The organism is Alcaligenes sp. YSL9 (genome assembly GCF_030515105.1).
GTDB classification, from domain to species: Bacteria; Pseudomonadota; Gammaproteobacteria; order Burkholderiales; family Burkholderiaceae_B; genus Alcaligenes; species Alcaligenes phenolicus.
The window spans coordinates 643,823-660,689 of record NZ_JALXJU010000003.1; the positions used below are offsets into that span (position 1 = coordinate 643,823).

Annotated in this window: 10 protein-coding genes; 4 read left to right on the forward strand and 6 right to left on the reverse strand. The window is 57.3% G+C overall.

Annotation, left to right across the window (positions count from 1 at the left end; translation table 11 throughout):
* Positions 1 to 165: 165 nt before the first annotated feature.
* A complete protein-coding gene (locus tag M2Q46_RS15580) occupies positions 166 to 1,812 on the reverse strand; it encodes a long-chain-fatty-acid--CoA ligase (RefSeq protein WP_302357600.1) in 1,647 nt (548 codons plus the stop codon).
* A 365-nt stretch (positions 1,813 to 2,177) separates the two neighbouring features.
* Between M2Q46_RS15580 and M2Q46_RS15585 the strand changes: the two genes are divergently transcribed.
* Entirely contained in the window at positions 2,178 to 5,768 is a 3,591-nt protein-coding gene (locus tag M2Q46_RS15585; protein WP_302357601.1) for a BTAD domain-containing putative transcriptional regulator, read from the forward strand.
* Here M2Q46_RS15585 and M2Q46_RS15590 read toward each other — a convergent pair.
* The gene (locus M2Q46_RS15590) at positions 5,765 to 6,523 is read right to left on the reverse strand and encodes a hypothetical protein (protein WP_302357602.1); all 759 of its coding nucleotides are present in this window, start codon (positions 6,521 to 6,523) and stop codon (positions 5,765 to 5,767) included. The two genes, M2Q46_RS15585 and M2Q46_RS15590, sit on opposite strands and share 4 nt — an antisense overlap.
* 118 nt (positions 6,524 to 6,641) lie before the next feature.
* Here M2Q46_RS15590 and M2Q46_RS15595 point away from each other — a divergent pair, with 118 nt between their 5' ends.
* Entirely contained in the window at positions 6,642 to 8,636 is a 1,995-nt protein-coding gene (locus M2Q46_RS15595; protein ID WP_302357603.1) for an alkyl/aryl-sulfatase, read from the forward strand.
* A gap of 185 nt (positions 8,637 to 8,821) precedes the next feature.
* Positions 8,822 to 12,109 carry an autotransporter domain-containing protein gene (locus tag M2Q46_RS15600; protein ID WP_302357604.1) on the forward strand — a complete coding sequence of 1,096 codons (3,288 nt, stop codon included), beginning with the start codon at positions 8,822 to 8,824 and terminating at the stop codon, positions 12,107 to 12,109.
* A gap of 117 nt (positions 12,110 to 12,226) precedes the next feature.
* On the opposite strand, the gene M2Q46_RS15605 is transcribed toward M2Q46_RS15600, so the two are convergent.
* Positions 12,227 to 12,754: a DUF2478 domain-containing protein gene (locus M2Q46_RS15605; protein WP_302357605.1), complete on the reverse strand. Its 528-nt coding sequence runs from the start codon at positions 12,752 to 12,754 to the stop codon at positions 12,227 to 12,229.
* Between the two features lie 285 nt (positions 12,755 to 13,039).
* Between M2Q46_RS15605 and M2Q46_RS15610 the strand changes: the two genes are divergently transcribed.
* On the forward strand, positions 13,040 to 13,789 hold the full coding sequence (locus M2Q46_RS15610) for an IclR family transcriptional regulator (RefSeq protein WP_250756086.1): 750 nt from the start codon (positions 13,040 to 13,042) through the stop codon (positions 13,787 to 13,789).
* A 117-nt stretch (positions 13,790 to 13,906) separates the two neighbouring features.
* Here the strand turns inward: M2Q46_RS15610 and M2Q46_RS15615 are convergent, their stop codons facing one another.
* Genes M2Q46_RS15615 through M2Q46_RS15625 form a run of 3 tightly spaced genes read right to left on the reverse strand, consistent with a single transcriptional unit; the run spans position 13,907 to position 16,839 of the window.
* Positions 13,907 to 14,659 (reverse strand): enoyl-CoA hydratase/isomerase family protein, encoded by a 753-nt coding sequence (locus M2Q46_RS15615; protein ID WP_137430677.1) that lies wholly within the window; start codon positions 14,657 to 14,659, stop codon positions 13,907 to 13,909.
* Positions 14,656 to 15,807, reverse strand: a complete 1,152-nt coding sequence (locus tag M2Q46_RS15620; RefSeq protein WP_035273440.1) for a CaiB/BaiF CoA-transferase family protein — start codon at positions 15,805 to 15,807, stop codon at positions 14,656 to 14,658. The genes M2Q46_RS15615 and M2Q46_RS15620 overlap by 4 nt, the downstream gene beginning before the upstream one ends.
* Positions 15,808 to 15,852: 45 nt before the next feature.
* Positions 15,853 to 16,839: an MDR family oxidoreductase gene (locus tag M2Q46_RS15625; RefSeq protein ID WP_035273442.1), complete on the reverse strand. Its 987-nt coding sequence runs from the start codon at positions 16,837 to 16,839 to the stop codon at positions 15,853 to 15,855.
* Between the last annotated feature and the right edge of the window lie 28 nt (positions 16,840 to 16,867).

Sequence of the window (16,867 nt, forward strand, 5' to 3'; positions counted from 1 at the left end):
TAGATACTGGACTTGATTCTGGCCCTTTCAAAGCCAATGGCAAAGGCAAAAAATAGCCCCCCGACAGTTGGATAACTGTCGGGGGGCTGTTTGCGATTGCGCGTCAAGAAAGCCGAGCTTGGCTCCTTGATTCTGCTGTCAGGCATCTGGCTGGATGCAGCTTGGTTAACCCGCCTTGTTCTGCGCAGCCAGCTTGTTCAGATCCTCCTGAATCAGCTTGCGAATAGCGGTTTTCAAGAGCTTGCCGGTTGCTGTGTGAGGTAGTTCATCCACCACGATCAGTTCATCAGGAATGCTCCATTTGGAGACTTGTTCTGTAAACAGATCAATCATGTCCTGCTTGGTGAAGGTAGCGTCGTCCTGGAGCTGCACCACCAGAACCGGACGCTCGCCCCAGCGCTCGTCGGGCTTGGCTACGACAGCCGCTTCCTTGATCGCCGGATGAGCCTGGGCAATGTTTTCCAGCTCGATGGAGCTGATCCATTCGCCACCGGATTTCACCACATCCTTGGTTCGGTCCACGATCTGGATGAAGCCATCCTGATCAATGGTCACCACGTCGCCCGTATTGAACCAGCCATCTTCTGTATGGGCAGAGGTGTCATTGCTATTGAAGTAAGAACCCGCAATCCATGGACCGCGCACCATCATGGCACCAAACATCTTGCCGTCGCGGGCAATGGGTTGACCGTCGTCGCCATCTACCCGGAACTCGACCCCGAAGAGCGGACGACCTTGCTTGGCAAGCAGCTTGAGTTTCTCGTTGTCAGGCAAGGACTCGTGCTTGGGCAGCAAGGCAGCCGCCAGACCGACCGGGCTGGTCTCCGTCATGCCCCAGGCGTGGCGTACTTTGACGCCCAGTTTCTGGAAGCGGGTAATCATGACCGGAGGCGCAGACGAGCCGCCAATCACCAGGCGTTGCAGGCTGCTGAAGGTTTTGCCATTGGCTTGCATCCAATCGAGCAGGCCTAGCCAGACGGTAGGCACACCGGCTGTCATGGTGACGCCTTCGTTTTCAAACAAGGTATGCAGGCTGGCGCCGTCCAGTTTCGGGCCGGGCAAGACCAGTTTGGCGCCCACCATCAAGGCCGCATAGGGCAGGCCCCAGGCATTGACGTGGAACATGGGCACGATGGGGGTGATGGTGTCGGAGGCAGACAGGCACAGGGCATCGGGCATGCTCAAGGCAAAGGCATGCAAGATAGTGGAGCGATGGCTGTAGAGCACGCCTTTGGGGTTGCCCGTGGTGCCGGAGGTGTAGCACAGGCCGGAGGCCGTGTTTTCATCAAACACTGGCCAGTCGAAATGATCGGATTCAGACGCAATCAGGGTTTCATAGCACTGCAGATTGGGCAGCAAGTCCGACTTGGGCATGTGGGCTTCGTCAGTCATGATGACCACGGCTTTCAGCTTGGACAGCTGATCGGCCAAGGCTTCCAGAATTGGCATGAAGCTCAGGTCGGCAAACAGCACGCTGTCGTCTGCGTGTTCAATGATGTAGCCGATTTGATCCTGAAACAGACGCGGGTTGATGGTGTGACACACCAGGCCCGAGCCCGAAACGCCGTAGTACAACTCCAGGTGACGATAGCCATTCCAGGCCAGGGTTCCGACACGGTCGCCATGTTGCAGGCCCATTTTCTTCAACGCATTGGCCAGTTGCTGGCTGCGTTTGGATAGCTCGGTATAGGTGTACCGGTGAATGTGGCCCTCAACGGTTTGCGAGACGACCTCTCGGTCTGCGTGATAGTTCGCTGCGTGACGCAGTATGGATGATACTAGCAGTGGGGTATTCATCATCATGCCAAGCATGGTCTTCGTCCTCCCTGGGAGTAAATCAAACAGAACTGACGGGCCCTACAACATGGGGATTGGGAGCAGCAGATGGATGAATTTACACCACTGACTGTCATGGCCTCTTCAGGAACAGTAGCCTAAAACTCACAAATACGTCTACGTAGTCGTTTATGTTTGCTTGCGCAATGCCAAGGCTTCTACAAAATCCGGAACCCCGGGAAATTTCTGGACACAATTAATACTCTTTGATTGAAGATTGAAGGGCTTTGAGTACAATCGGCAGCTAATTACAGCTTTTTTAAGACGTAGTGTCGGATTTGCTGTCAATTTGACACGAGTGACGCTGGGCCGAAATGGCCCTGTGCTCGGAGCATCGTTCAATGATCGTGCTAGGTTTGCTGGGCCCATTTCGCTTTATTGTCGATCAGGTGGATCGCACTGCATTGCTTAGCTATGACAAGGTCAAACTGCTGGCTGCGGTGCTGTGCCTGGCGCAAGGCAAGGCGCTGCAGCGCGAGCGGCTGGCACAAATGCTTTGGCCAGATCTGACACGAGACAAGGCACTATCGCGCTTGCGCCACGCGCTGCATGTGTTGCGCAAGGCCCTGGGCGAGCAGGCCGCTTGTCTGGTCGCCAATGCCGAAGGTGCAATGGCGTTCAAGCCTGAAAGCGTGCAAATGGATGTGCTGGAATTTCTGCAGGCCGATGCCGCGCAGAATGCTCGTCTTTCACAGCGCTTGAGCCTGTATGTCGGTCCTTTTCTAGACGCGATTCAATCCCCCGATACTGAAACTTTTATTTCCTGGCGACAAAGCTGGGAAGATCGCCTTGCTTTGGAATTGCTTAGCTTGCGTGCCCGCCTTTTCGAGCAGCTCTTGCAGGCTCGTCAACTGGATCAGGCGCTTGCATTGGCGCAGGAGTGGGTGCAGCAAGCTCCCGAGCAGGAGGTCTATCACCGCCTCTTGATCAGTGTCTTGATGCAAAGAGGGGACAGGCAGGCCGCCTTGCAAGCCTATGCTCATTGCGAGCAGGCTTTGCGTCAGTACCTGGGAGTACGTCCCGATCCTGAAACCCGCCGCCTGGCCCAAGTCCAATGGCCGGTGGCAACAAGCAAGACACCCCCCAAATCCGCCCAGGCTCATCGTACGGTTGCCACGCTGGCCTTGGCACTGTCCTGGCTGCCAGCAGAGGACTCCGAGGCGCATCTGGATGGCGATCTGGTGCCGGATCAAGCCGTGGCGTATCTGGAATCCTGGCACGAGCAATTGCTGGATATTTTGCGTCAGCACGGGGCTTGGTTAAGTCAGTCCAGCGGGTCCACCTTGTTGGCTCATTTTGGCTGGCCACATGCGCAGTCCGAGCCGGTGAATCGGGCGGTTGAACTGGCTTGCGTGATTCGTGCTTTGCGAACGCCGCCGGGGATCAGTATCGGTCAGGTAGTGCATGTGAGCCTGGCCTTGGTGGACGAACAGCAGGTCAATACACATAGCCTGTTTGGGCAGTTGGTCATGCCTTTGGTGTGGAAGGCCAGGCATGGCGAGATTCTGCTGAGCGCGCAGGCCGTTGCTCGTATGGCGGATTGGCAGATCAATCAGCATCGAGGCCCGGAGGGTGTTTATTTCAGCTTGGGAGAGGGGAGGTGGATGAACGATCCTCTTTATGGCTGTCAACCCGAGTTCGAGCAACTGGTGGCGCAATGGCAGCAGTGCAGCCGTCAGTCTCACAAAGCCGCCTTCAGAATTCATGGTGATCTGGGTTCGGGCAAATCTCGTTTGGCCGAAGCCTTTCGCAGCTACGTTGTTCGCGATGGCGGGCAGCCCTTGCTGATTGATTTCTCGCGTCAGGATGTGTTGGAAGGCGTGCGCGAGATGATGCAGGCTAGTCTAGGGGAAGGGAACGGAACCCAGGACTTGCCTCTTGCGTTAAGTCAGTGCCTGCAGGCCTGGTTTGGCCTGTCTGATTCTCATTGGGATCAAGTGCTGCAAGATGTTCACTGTCTGAATACGGAAGATACCCAAGTGGTACCCGATCCGTGCCGTTTGCTATTGGCGGCGGTGCAGGCCTTTACTAGTCAGAACCAGCCTGTGCTGGTGATTCTGGACCATGTTGATGTACTGGATGCCGGTTATCAAAACAGCTTGGCGGCGATATGGGCTGCAGTGCAAAAGCAGTCTGCTGGGGGCCTGTTATTGATCTTGTCGCGTCAGGCTCAGTTGGTTTTGGACTTTGCTCAAAGTATGGCTTTGCGTAGTTTGTCCGAGGCGGATGTGGGTAAGGCGATGAGCTTTTATGCACGTGGCAAGCGCCTGTCCTCGGACGCCAGTACACAGATTCGTAGCCAGCGTTTGAGCAATCCCATGTTGATCAAGGACATGCTGCATTTGCAGCGTTTTGGCATGCCGCTGGATTACTTGCCACGTCTGGCAGACCGCTTGCTGCTGAGTTTGGAGCAACTGGATGCGGACAGCCGTTGCGTGCTTTTGATGGCTGTGTTGTGGGAGCGTGCCACGCCTGCGGGTTTGGCCCAGGCCTGCAATTTGCCTGTAGGCGTTGTAGAGCAATCCTGGATCAGCCTGTTGGACAAAGGCTTGTTGCAGCAAGACAGCCAGGGCCAGACTTCTTGCGCTCCAGTGATGCGTTCCGCCTTGCGACGTTTGATTGCCAAGGAAGAAAGTAGGGCTTTGTACGGCAAGCTTGCCCATAGCCTGATTCAAATGCAGCAGGCTGAAGAAGAAATTGCCGCTTGTCTGGCGCAGGCGCAAAGCGAGCAAGCAGCCATCTGGTGGCGTAAAGCCATTGATACATCGCTGCGCAGTGGTGACAACCTGCAAGCGGCAGAACAGTTGTCGCAGGTCCTGAGCAGCCTGCAATACATGAGTGATGTGCAGTTGCGCCGTCAGTACGAGCGCGACAGCTACGTCACCTTGGGGGCGCTGGAAATCAGTCGTGGCGGACCTGCCGCCATGCCCGTGTCGCAAGCATACGAGCAGGCTGCTGGACGTAGTGAGGGCGGCGAGGATGATTTGCCCGTGCTGTGGGGCCAATGGGTGATGCTGCATGGTGCTGGCAAATTGCCGGAAAGTCTGGCCCATGCCAAGCAATTGCAGGAGCAGTCGCGACGTCAGGGGCAAAGCGCCTGGTATGGCTGGGGTTTGTATGCCGAGGCCCAATATCTGTTCTGGAAAGGTCGTGTGCAACAGGCCGAGCTGGCCTTGGATGAGGCGCTGCGTGCCCTGGCGTACGAGCAACCCGTTCCGGCCATGGATGCGGCTCTGGGCCATCATTGTCCGGCTTTGGTACACAGCCTGCTGGGGCTGGCTCAAGTGCTGCAAGGGCGCTTTGAGCAGGGCGTTGCCAATGCTCGCCATGCCCAGTTTCTGGCCAGTCAAAGTCAGTCTCGAATTTCGGCGGTGATTGCAGAAATCCAGATGCTGCGCATCCTGTATCTGCAAGGCAATCTGGACATGCTGGCTGGCCGCAGTCAGGCTTTGCTGGGCATGTTGCAACCCGTCTTGCCTGGCAGTGTGTGGTGTGCCGTGGCTGAAACCTATGTGCTGTATTGCCGTTTGGTGCGAGGTGAAGAAACAGGCTCGGAGCTGGAGCGTCTGCTGGGGCTGTTGCCCGAGTTTGCACGCAGCATGCCTTTGGCGACGGATGCTTTTCTGTGCATTGTGGCCCGCTGCCATTTGGCCCAAGGTGAAATCGAACGTGCCAGCCAGGCTTTGGATCAAGTTGGCCAGATAGCGCAGGAGCGGGCTTCTACCCTGTATCTGCCGGAACTTGACTGCTTGCGGGGGGATCTGGCCTGGGTCCGTGCGGATAGACAGCAGGCGCAGGTTTGCTGGGCGCAGGCCCAGCAAGAAGTCTTGCGCAGCGGCTTGTACGCCTATGAAGGCTGGATCCGACATCGGCGCGAGCGCCTGCCCGATCTGGCGGCGCGCAGTGTGTGGATCCAGCGCCAGCCCGGTTAGAACTGGAAGTTGATACCCGCAAAAATTTGCCATACCGGTGCTCCTGCGCCTTTCTTGTCCACGGAGTATTGTGGTTCGATAAAGGCGTTGATCACGTTCTTGCCGGGCTTGAACACCTTGCCCAGGCCCAGACCTACAGGAATGTGATGGGTGTGGTTTTTCAGGTCAAAGGTCCACACCCCGCTGGAGCGCAGGTAAAAGCCATTGGGCAGGTTATAGAACAGAGCGGGCTGGAAGGTGGCCATTTTGACCTTCTCGCGGTCCGAGTCCCCAGCAAAGGATTGTTGAAAGGTCAGGAGCCCGCCTGCCAGACCCCAATCCCTGCTGGCAACCAAAGCTGCTGCACTGCCAATTTGCCATTTGCCTTGTCCCAGCAAATCGTTCGATGCCGTAGGCATCACCAGCAAGGGGCCGATGCCATAAGAAAAACTGCCTGCGTTTTTCATGAATACATCCATGAAGGTGATGTCGCCCAAGCCGGATTTGCTGCCCAGACGATCATGGTGCAAGGCCACAATCGGTACATTCAAACGCCATAGCTGCGGCAGACCAAAGGTCTTGTTGGGCAGGACGGCACGCAGCACCGTCTGGTTTGCCCAGGCATTGTCGAGCTTGTACAGCTCGGGCACGTAGTAGTCGTGCAGGCTGACCATGGGCCGGGGGCTTAGCGGGTTATTGGCGTCGTTCTGGGACTGGGCCAGGGCACCCGTGCTGATCAGGCTGGTGGCCAACAGGCCAAATATTGTCTTTTGCATATGCATACCTCCTCGAAAAACCGAAGGTAGAAAAGCGGCGTTGAAAAAGCATTTAAAGCGGGCCACTGTGGCAAATCCGCAGATTGGGCTATCAGGTCCGCTTTGCTCCCAGAATGAGATGCTTGTTGAAAAAGCCCATCAGGAGGAGCGTGTCATGGCACATGCAGCGATAAGAACAGTCATGCTGGCGGCAGTAGTCAGCGCGGGTTTGGGTCAGGCACAGGCGGCACCTGCCACGCAGGCAACGCAGGAGCGCCACGCTCAGTGGATGAAAACGCTCCCGTTTGATGACACCCAGGATTTCAAGAACGCCCAGCGCGGTTTGATTTACCGCGAGCCCAGCCTGCAGATCAAAGGCGTGAACGGCAACGTGGTGTGGGATCTGGATTCCTACAAGGCCTTCATCAAGCCCGATAGCGCTGCGCCCAGCACGGTGCATCCAGGCTTGTGGCGCATGTCACAGCTGAACCTGCTCGATGGCGTGTACAAGGTGACGGACAATATTTATCAGGTGCGCGGCTATGACTTGTCCAACATCACTTTTGTACGCGGCACAAGCGGCTGGATTGTGTTTGATGTGGGCACCTCTACCGAAACGGCTGCCGCTGCGTATGCCTTGCTGCAAAAGCATGTGCAGGCCGCCCCCATCAAGGCGATTATTTACAGCCATTCCCACATAGACCATTACGCCGGAGCCAAGGGACTGGTGGATCAGGCCGCGGTGGATTCAGGGCAGGTACAGATCATTGCGCCAGAAGGTTTTGTGGAGCATGCCATCAGCGAAGGGGTGATTGCCGGCAATGCCATGAAGCGCCGTGCGACTTATATGTACGGGGCCTTCTTGCCGCGCGGTCCGGAGCACAGCGTGGGCTCGGGGCTGGGCATGACTAATCCGCTGGGTTCCGTCTCCCTGATTGCGCCTACGCGTTCGGTGTCCAAGTCGGGTGAAAAACTTGTGGTGGATGGCGTTGAAATGGTCATGCAACTGACGCCGGGCACCGAGGCTCCGGTAGAAATGAATACCTACCTGCCGCAGTTCAAAGCCATGTGGATGGCCGAGAACACTACCAACACCATGCACAATATTCTGTCCTTGCGCGGTACACAGGTGCGGGATGCCAGGGAATGGGCCAACTACATCAATGAAACAATTGATCTGTTTGGCGATGGCACGGAGGTGAAGTTTCAGGCGCACCACTGGCCTGTGTGGGGCAAGGAGCAGGTCCACGATTACCTGATCAAGCAGCGTGATCTGTACAAGTACATTCACGATCGCAGCGTGAACCTGATGAACAAGGGCTATACCGGCGAAGAAATTGCCGAGCTGATCGAGCTGCCCGCGTCCTTGCAGAAAGACTGGGCGACGCGCGGTTATTACGGCACGCTCAAGCACAATGCGCGGGCGGTGTATCAGTACTACATGGGTTGGTACGACGGCAATCCTTCCAGCCTGGATGTCTTGCCACCCACGGCAGCGGGGGCGAAGTATGTGGAATATATAGGGCGTGATCGACTGCTGCAAAAAGCCCAGGAAGACTTCGATCGTGGCGAATACCGTTGGGTGGCCATGGTGGTGAAGCATCTGGTCTTTGCCGATGCCAAAGATACGGAAGCGCGCCAATTGCTGGCCAATAGCTATGAGCAGCTGGGTTATCAGGCCGAATCCGGGCCGTGGCGTTCCATCTACCTGCAAGGAGCTTTGGAACTGCGCAATGGTGCGCCGGACCTGCCTGTGCCGCCGAACAATAACGCCGATATGCTGGCCGCACTGACGCCAGAGATGATGTTTGACTTGATGGCTGTGCGTCTGGACGATGAAAAGGTCAAAGATAAGGAGCTGACGGTTGCTTTCCACTTTGTGGATATAGATACGACCTACACCCTCAGCATTGGCAATTCGGTGCTCAATTACAGTACGCGCCCCGGTTTGCCGGCTCAGGCCACCATGTCAGTCAGCCTGGCGGATTTCAAACTGATTCAAGGCAAGATGCTGGACTGGAAAACGGCCATGAAAACGGATCGCGCCAAGCTGCAAGGGGCAGGCCGCAAGTTCCAGGAGTTTGCGGGGCTGTTTGAGGAGCCTGACTTGTGGTTCAACATCGTGACGCCTTGAGCAGGTAGTCAGGAGCACGCGGCCTGGCCGCGTGCTTGTTGCTATGTGGCGACAAGGGTTTTGGGTGGCACGAATTAAACGGTTTCCAGGCTTTATTTGCATTAATGTGCTTGCTCGGAGGTTGTCCCTGGGGCGTTTACTACACGGGACGTCTTGTGTATTGCCCACGCCTGGAGCCCAAGCTCATGTCCGCGATTTTGAAAACCCTGTTCAGTGCTGGTGTCTTGCTGACGGCTTCGGCCAGCGCCCACGCCTATCAGACTGAGATTATCTATAACAAGAAAGGGGAAGCGGCCTTTGAACTGCGGGTCTTTGGCCCTCAGGATGGTCCCTATGGCAATATTGGGCCGTCTGCTTTTGATGTGGACGAAAATGGCCGCCGCAAGATTCGTGCGGCGCTGGAGCGCTGGGCTGAAATCCTGACTCTGCCGCCGAATTACCGTCCCGGCGTTGTCCATCTGGGCACCTTCGCGGCGCCCGGTGCCTCTGCCAGCAGCGATCCCTGGTTGATGGCGGGTGATCCAGTGGCGGTTTCCATGCTGCAGGCCGCTCTGTTCAATGCCTTGTCGCCAGAGGACTACGACAGCCCCCATGGGATTATCAATATCGGGTTGATGCCCTTTGATACGGCCCCGGTCAATCCCAGCCAATTACCCTTGACGGGTCAGGCGGACTATAACGGGGTCATTTTTCACGAGTTGGCGCATGCCCTGGGTTTGGGGAATGTGGTTGCCGACAGGAATGGGCCTGGCACAGGTACACCGCAGTTTGCTCCTTTCCTGAATCGGTGGGCGGCGGGTTTGCGGGATGACAATGGCAATCCGGCCCGCCCTGAGCAGAACATTCTGTGTACGCCTTGCAGTCATCCCTATGATGCGCAGGCCTTCGATCTGCGCAAGGATCAGGGCTACTTTACCGGCCAGCATGTGCAGGAGGTGTTGGGTGATGCTATGCCCGGCGTCCCGGTCAGCATTCTGACTTTTCATGACAATCCTGCTGCCGGTATAGACACGGATTACATGAGCCACAGCGAGTTGCGCAACAGCTTGATGAGTCATCAACGCTACCGCAACTACACCAACTTCATGGAAGCTGAAATCGCGGTGATGCAGGATCTGGGCTTGCAGATCGATCGGCGTAATTTCTATGGTTATTCGGTTTACGGGGATGACGTCACTCTGGTCAATCAGAATGGCTTTTTTGCGCGTAATGCCGAGGGTACGGCGTATCTGCCGGGGCAGTACAACACTGCGACTCAGGGCCTGGGCCTGCACATTTATGGCCAGCGCAATACGATTACTCAAGCGGCGGATTTGCTTGGCGCCGGCCCTGGCGGTATAGGTGTGCGGGTGGACGGTAGTGAAAACACATTGATTATTCCGGCCTCCACACGTATCCATGCCCAGGGCTGGGTTGGTCGTGGTCTGCAGTTCAGCTATGGTCGCAATCACACGATCGTGCAGCAGGGCGAAGTGCGTGCGCAGGGTGAGGACGGGGTGGCGGCCTTGTTTGATTTTGGCAATAACGCCAGGGGCAATCAGGATGGTTATCATGGTTCATGGCAATGGTTCTCGCCGTTGGAGAACAAGCCGCTTGGCTATGTGCCCGAGATTTTGCAGGGCGCACTCATCAAGAACTACCATTTAGCCGGTCTCTTGTCGGGCAAGAAAGCCGCTATCCAGATTTCCAGGAATGCACAGGTTGAGAATATCAACATCATGCAAGGTGCCCGGATTCAGGGCGATATCCTGTCTGACTATTCCACTCGTCAAAGCAACGGCGAGCTGTTTGTCACCCATGTGAATTTTGGGCAGAAAGCAGATGAGCAAGGGCGTGCCACGCTAGAGGCCGATCCTGATTTCCGCCTGCGTTATGACGGCAATATTCAGGGCGCGGACAACTTGGCCGTGGTGATTGCAGGGGGCGAAAGCTCGCTCAGTGGCCAGCATCAGCTGCTCGGCCTGCGTGTGGATGCGGGCGCTACCTTAAGCGGCAATAGCAGCTACGTCATCAATCCGGAAGGTAATTTCAGTAACCACGGCACTTTGAGTCCGGGCAACTCCTTTGGCCAGATGACGATTCAAGGCGATTTCGTTCAGGCTCCTGAAGGCCGGGTATTGATCGAAGCCGACACGCGTCAGAATGACCGGATTGAAGTGCAAGGTCTGGCTCAACTGGCTGGTGAATTGAAGCTGCAATTGCAGCCTGACTGGTATGCCGATGGCTGGTCCTTGAACCAGAACATGGTCTTTCAGGCCACACAGACCCAGGGTGGTTTTGATCTGCTGACTGCCAGCCTGAATTCGCCCAGCCTGAGCGTGCACGTGAATAACGCTGGCTGGTCGGTCAGCCGTCAGGCAGCGGCTTATTCGCCCTACGCAGGCAATCCGAATGCGGGTGCCGTGGGCCGCAGTCTGGAGCAGGCCTCCACTGACAATCAGCGTCCCTTGGCCTCTGTCTACCAGGCTTTGGACTTCTCCGCAGCGGATGGCAGCGAGATTGGTGACGCACTCAATCAGTTAAGTGCTGGTGCTTATGGGGCTCAACTGGCGGCCAGCTTGCGTCGCGAGCAGTTGGTGTCCGAGCAACTGCGTCAGCGCACTGGCCTGGGCAAGGATGGCTGGCAGACTTTCATCCAGCCTTTTGGTGGCCGTTATCACTGGCAGTTAAGCAGCAATGATGTAGACCACCGCAGCCAGACTTATGGTGTCGTGTTCGGTGCGGAACATCGCGCTGCAGGCAGCGATTGGAGCTTGGGTGCCCATGCAACCGCCAATGAGCAAAGCTTGAATATAGATGCCCCTTATCAGGCCAAGAGCACGCTGACGGGGTTGGGTGCCGGTGTGCATGCCTTGTACCGTGCTGATGCTCGTGAGGGCTGGCAAGGTCTGGCGCAAGTTCGTATGGGCTTGGAACAGGGCAAATTGAACCGACGTATCGCGTTTTCTGACTATCAGGCCAATCCCAAATCTGACTGGACTGGCCATACCTTTTCAGCGGGTCTTCAGACTGCCTATAGCTGGCCCTTGGGTGAGGCAGGCAGCATAGGTCCAGTTCTGGCTTTGGACTATCTGCGTTACAGTCGCCCCGGTTTACGTGAAGAGGGGGATGCGGGTAGCCGCTTGCAGCTGGATTCGACCCGTGCCCATTCCTTGCAAGCGTCGCTGGGTCTGGCTGTCAGTCAGGTTTGGGAGTTGAAGCAGGGCCGTCGTTTACAGACCGGGGTCTCCGCTTCCTGGGAGCAGGCTTTGCTGGGCCGCAAGCAGACACAATATGCACAGTTTGAGGCTTCACCACAGACAGGTTTTGATGGTCGCTATGCGCGTGTCGATAGTCATGCGCTGGCATTGCGGGCGGGCTTGACGCTGCAAAGCTCCGAGCGTTTGCGTTTGGGTGTGTCCGCAGGGACCCGTTTGCTGGGCAATAGCCGGGCAGATATTTCCGGGAATGTGTCGCTGAACTGGACGTTCTAGGCGGGGTTAGCCGGGGTTTTAAAGGGCTATTTGTTAGCCATGATAATTTGATAGGGAACTGCCGGATTGATTCTGGCAGCTCCGTAAATTGGATCACGCTAGCCCCGTTGAAGGCCTTCAGGCGGCCTGGCGGCTGTTCTCGAACCAGTCCCACAGTGCCTGACGCTCCGGCTCCAGTTCCACCGCCAAGCCACCTGTAAACTCACGCCATGCAGGCAGGTAGGTGTGGGCCACAACGGTCAGCACCGGGTAGCCCTGGTCGATCAAGGCCAGGATCTCGTTATTAAAGCCCTGGCCGTCCGCTTCCATGATTCCAAAGCGATTCACAATCACCAGATCAGCCGGGCTTCCCAGCGCCTGCCGCAGTACTTCGCTGGCTTCCAGCAAGGCACCAATGTCCAAGCAACAGGCGGTGGATTCCGCCCCCAGGTTCTGGGTAATGGGATACAGTGTGCCCTTGTCCAGATCCTGCACCGTGCGCAGGCTATGGTCCTCCTTCTGAATTTCCGGACCTTGCACCAGACCACAGACGCGATAGTTCTTCGCGCGCAATTCCTGCACGAATTCCAGTAGCAAGGCGTCGGCACTGCCTTTGCCTGCGTGCACGATGGCCGCAAGGGCAAGAGGCGGGGAATTGGTGTCCATCGGGATGTGGCTCCGGGCAGTAGAAAGAGAAGGCAAGGCTCTTTGTACACGCATTTGGCCTGGGCTGGAAAGCGGAAAAACCTCTGTGCTGCTGGCCGGTGTTTGGCCTTGGTGGGTAGCAGGCTTGTTGTTTAAGGTTCAAGTCTCGAAGCCTTTCTGCTTGAACAGCGGATGGAACTGTTGCGAAAGCCGCTTGCTGCTTTGCTATACGGGCTTGTCTGGCTATGGCGTGGTTCTGTTCCATGAGACAATTCATGCACTTTTAGTGACTGATGGGATATTCGATTGGACAAGACTTTTGTTAAGGGCCTGGTGCTCCTGGAAGCCCTGGCCAAGCACGAACGCGGTTCGGGTGTCACCGAACTGGCCAATCAATTGATGCTCAATAAAAGCAATGTGCATCGCCTGTTGCAGGCCCTGGTTCACCAGGGCTTTGCACGCAAGAATGAAGATACGGGTCGCTACGAGCTGACCATGAAGCTCTGGGAGCTGGGCTCGGGCCTGGCCAACCGTCTGGATGTGCGGGTGGAAGCCTTGTCTTTCATGAAAGAGCTGGCCGAGCAAACCCAGGAAACGGTGCATTTGTCGCTGCTGGACGGGGTTGAGGTGCTGTATATCGAGAAGATAGACAGCCCGCAGCCCGTGCGTGCCTACACCACGGTGGGTGGTCGCTCGCCTGCGCAATGTGTGGCTACCGGCAAGGCCATGCTGGCCTGGGCCAGTGAAGATACCTTGAATCTGGTCAAGAACCGCCTCAAGCCTTATACGCCTCGCAGTCTGGTCAAGTTTGGTGATTTGCGCCGAGAGTTGGAGCAGGTGCGTGAACAGGGCTATGCCATTAACCGTGGCGAATGGCGTGAGCAGGTCGTGGGGGCGGCTGCGCCTATTTACGATAGTCGTGGAATGGTAGTGGCGGCTTTGGGTATTTCCGGGCCTGCGGAACGTCTGGAGGAAGCCCGGCTGGTTCAGGCCGGTAAAACCTTGATGACGGCAGCGGCACAGATCTCGCGCCGTTTGGGCTATAGCGGCCGTTAAGCTGCTACAGCCCCAGTCAGCTTGCCCTGGCTGCAAGAAGCCGCCCGGATGCAAATTGCCCCCAAAATCTGGATGCGTCTCCAGTTTTTGGGGGCAGTTCCATTCAGGAAAGAAAGTTCAAGATTTTGCGGCTTGCCGGAAGGCCGCAATTCTTTGTTTGAGGCCGGGTGCGGAAGCAGAGCGTACCAAGGCTGTCATATCCCGATCAGCTTGTTGTGGGCAGCCCGTTAACTGATGCAGATAGGTGCGACTGGTGGCGTCCAGCAAGCCCGCAGTCTGTTGAACCTGCTCGATGACAGCAGGCCATGTATCGGGCTCTTGTATGCCGTTAATAAAACCCAGTTGCTCCGCTTTGGCAGCATCAAAAATCTGGCTTCCTGCCAGAAGTTGATGAGCCTGCTGGCCGCCGATCAGGGCAGCCAGTCTGCCTGTTCCCAGTGCCAGACCAAACTGCAATCCAGGCATGCGAAAGCGGGCATCGGCACTGGCGATACGTTGACGACAAACAGCAATCAAATCCACCCCGGCGCCGAAGTTCTGCCCATGCGCCAGGGCCAGCGTGGCGCAAGGCGTATGGGCCAGCATTTGCAGCAGGGTTTCGATGCGGATAAAGCGCAGTACCAGGTCCCCTTCGCTTTGTTGCTCGTAGTCGCTGAAGTCAAAACCGGCACTGAAATTGCGGCCCTCACCACGCAATATCAGCAGATCCGCCTGGGCCTTTTCCGCGGCCTGCACGGCCGCGATCAAGGCTTCGACCAGATCGGCCGACAAGGCATTGCGCTTGTCAGGCCGGTTCAGCGTCAGTGTCCAGACTTTGCCCGCGCAGTCCACGTTCAGGCCGGGACTGCTGCTGCAATACGGCTCTGTCATGGGGTAACTCCGTGCAAGATGCTGTCGTTATGTTCGCCCAATGCCGGGGGGGCCATACGGACGGGCAAGCCCACTCCATTGATACGCAGGGGCGAGACAAAGGTGCGCGTCTCGGTGTCTGTGCCCGGCAGGCGAATGTTTTGCACCCACTCCATGTGCTCGACCTGCGGGTCTCGCAGCACGTCGGAATAGCGGTTGATGGGACTGCAGGGTACGCCTTGGGCACGGAATTGCGTCAGCCAATGTTCGGAGTCGTGCTGCGCAAAAATGGCTTCCAGCAGTTCACGCAAGGCGTCTTGATGTTTGGCGCGCAGGGTGGTGCTGGTGAAACGCTCGTCCTCGGTCAGGTCCGGGCGTTCTACAACCTGACAGACGGAGCGCCACAGCGCATCGTTGCCCGCTGCCATGGCGAAGTAACCGCCTTTGCACTGGAACGCCTGATAGGGGGCATTACGGGGGTGGGCGGAGCCCAGCTTGTCCGGGTCGCGACCACTGCCGAAATACTCTGAGGTTTGCAGTGCGGCGATGGCCAGGGTGGTCCCCAGCATGGGCACGTCGATATGTGCCCCCTGACCGGTGGCGCGGGCTTGAGGCAAGGCGGCACTGATGGCAAACGCCGCATACAAACCGGCCGCAAAGTCCGCCAGTGGAACTCCGCATTTAACGGGGGCTCCACCTGCTTCGCCCGTCACGCTCATCACGCCGCTCATGGCCTGAATCGTCAGGTCAAAACCGCCTTCTTGCGAGCGGGGGCCGCTTTGTCCGTAGGCAGAAATTGAGCAGTACAGCAGTCTGGGATTCAGGGCCTTAAGGCTTTCATAATCCAGCCCCAAGCGCTGCATGACGCCGGGCCGATTGTTTTCCAGCAAGACGTCTGCATCCAGTACCAGTTGGCGTGCCTTGGCTACATCTTCGGGGTTCTTCAGATCCAGCGTTACCGAGCGCTTGTTGCGGTTCAGCGAAGCAAAGTTCTCGCTATATCCTTGGTTGATGGGCGGCCAGCTTCGCAAGGTGTCACCCCCTTTGGGGTGTTCGATCTTGATGACGTCAGCCCCCATATCGGCCAACAACATACCGCAGTACGGGCCAGCGGCCACATTGCAAAATTCCAGTATCCGAACCCCGTTCAGGGGCAATGTCGTATCCATGAATCAGCTCCAGAGCATGATAGGTAGATGGGGGCCGACAGGGCCTTAGGCGTTCACATCAACCACGATGCGGCCGCGTACCTTGCCTTCCAGTAGCTGGCCGGCTTGATCAATGGCTTGGGAAAGTGTGATGGTGCTGGCGCCGATGCGCTCCAGGGCTTCGATAGACAAATGCTTGGCCAGCAAGTCCCAGGCCGCCAGGCGCTCGGGTTTGGGGCAATGGACGCTGTCCACCCCAATCAATTGCACACCACGCAGAATGAAGGGGGCCACGGAAGCGGGGAAATCCATGCCTTGGGCCAGACCGCAAGCGGCGACTGCACCCAGGTATTGTGTGCCTGCGCAGACATTGGCCAGGGTATGGCTGCCTACGCTGTCGATGGCTCCGGCCCAGCGCTCCTTGCCCAGTGGCTTGCCCGGTTCGCTCAAGGTGTTGCGGTCCACAATCTCGCTGGCGCCCAGCGCCTTCAGATAGCTTTCTTCCTGAGGTCGGCCTGTGCTGGCCATGACGGTGTAGCCCAGGGCATGCAGCAGGGCCACGCTGACACTGCCCACGCCACCCGCGGCACCTGTCACCAGAATCGGGCCCTTGTCAGGCGTGACGCCTTGGCGCTGCAAGGCACGCACGCACAGTGCAGCGGTATAGCCGGCGGTGCCTATCATCATGGCTTGCTGGGTGGAGAAAGCGTCGGGCAGGGGAATCAGCCAATCGCCTTTCACGCGTGCTTGCTGTGCCAGACCGCCCCAATGGACCTCACCCAAGCCCCAGCCGTTAAGCACCACTTTCTGGCCGGACTTGAAATTCGGGTCGCTGCTGTCGGTCACTGTGCCAGCAAAGTCGATGCCGGGCACCATGGGGAACTGGCGCACTACGGGGGATTTACCCGTCATGGCCAGGCCGTCTTTGAAATTCAGGGTGGAGTAGTCGATACGGACGGTAACCTGGCCTTCGGGCAGGGCGGACTCGTCCAGGGATTGCAGGCTGGCTTTGTATTGGCCGTCGGTTTTGTCGATGACGATGGCAGAGAACATGAGTGAATTCCTTCGATCAGTTAAGGGT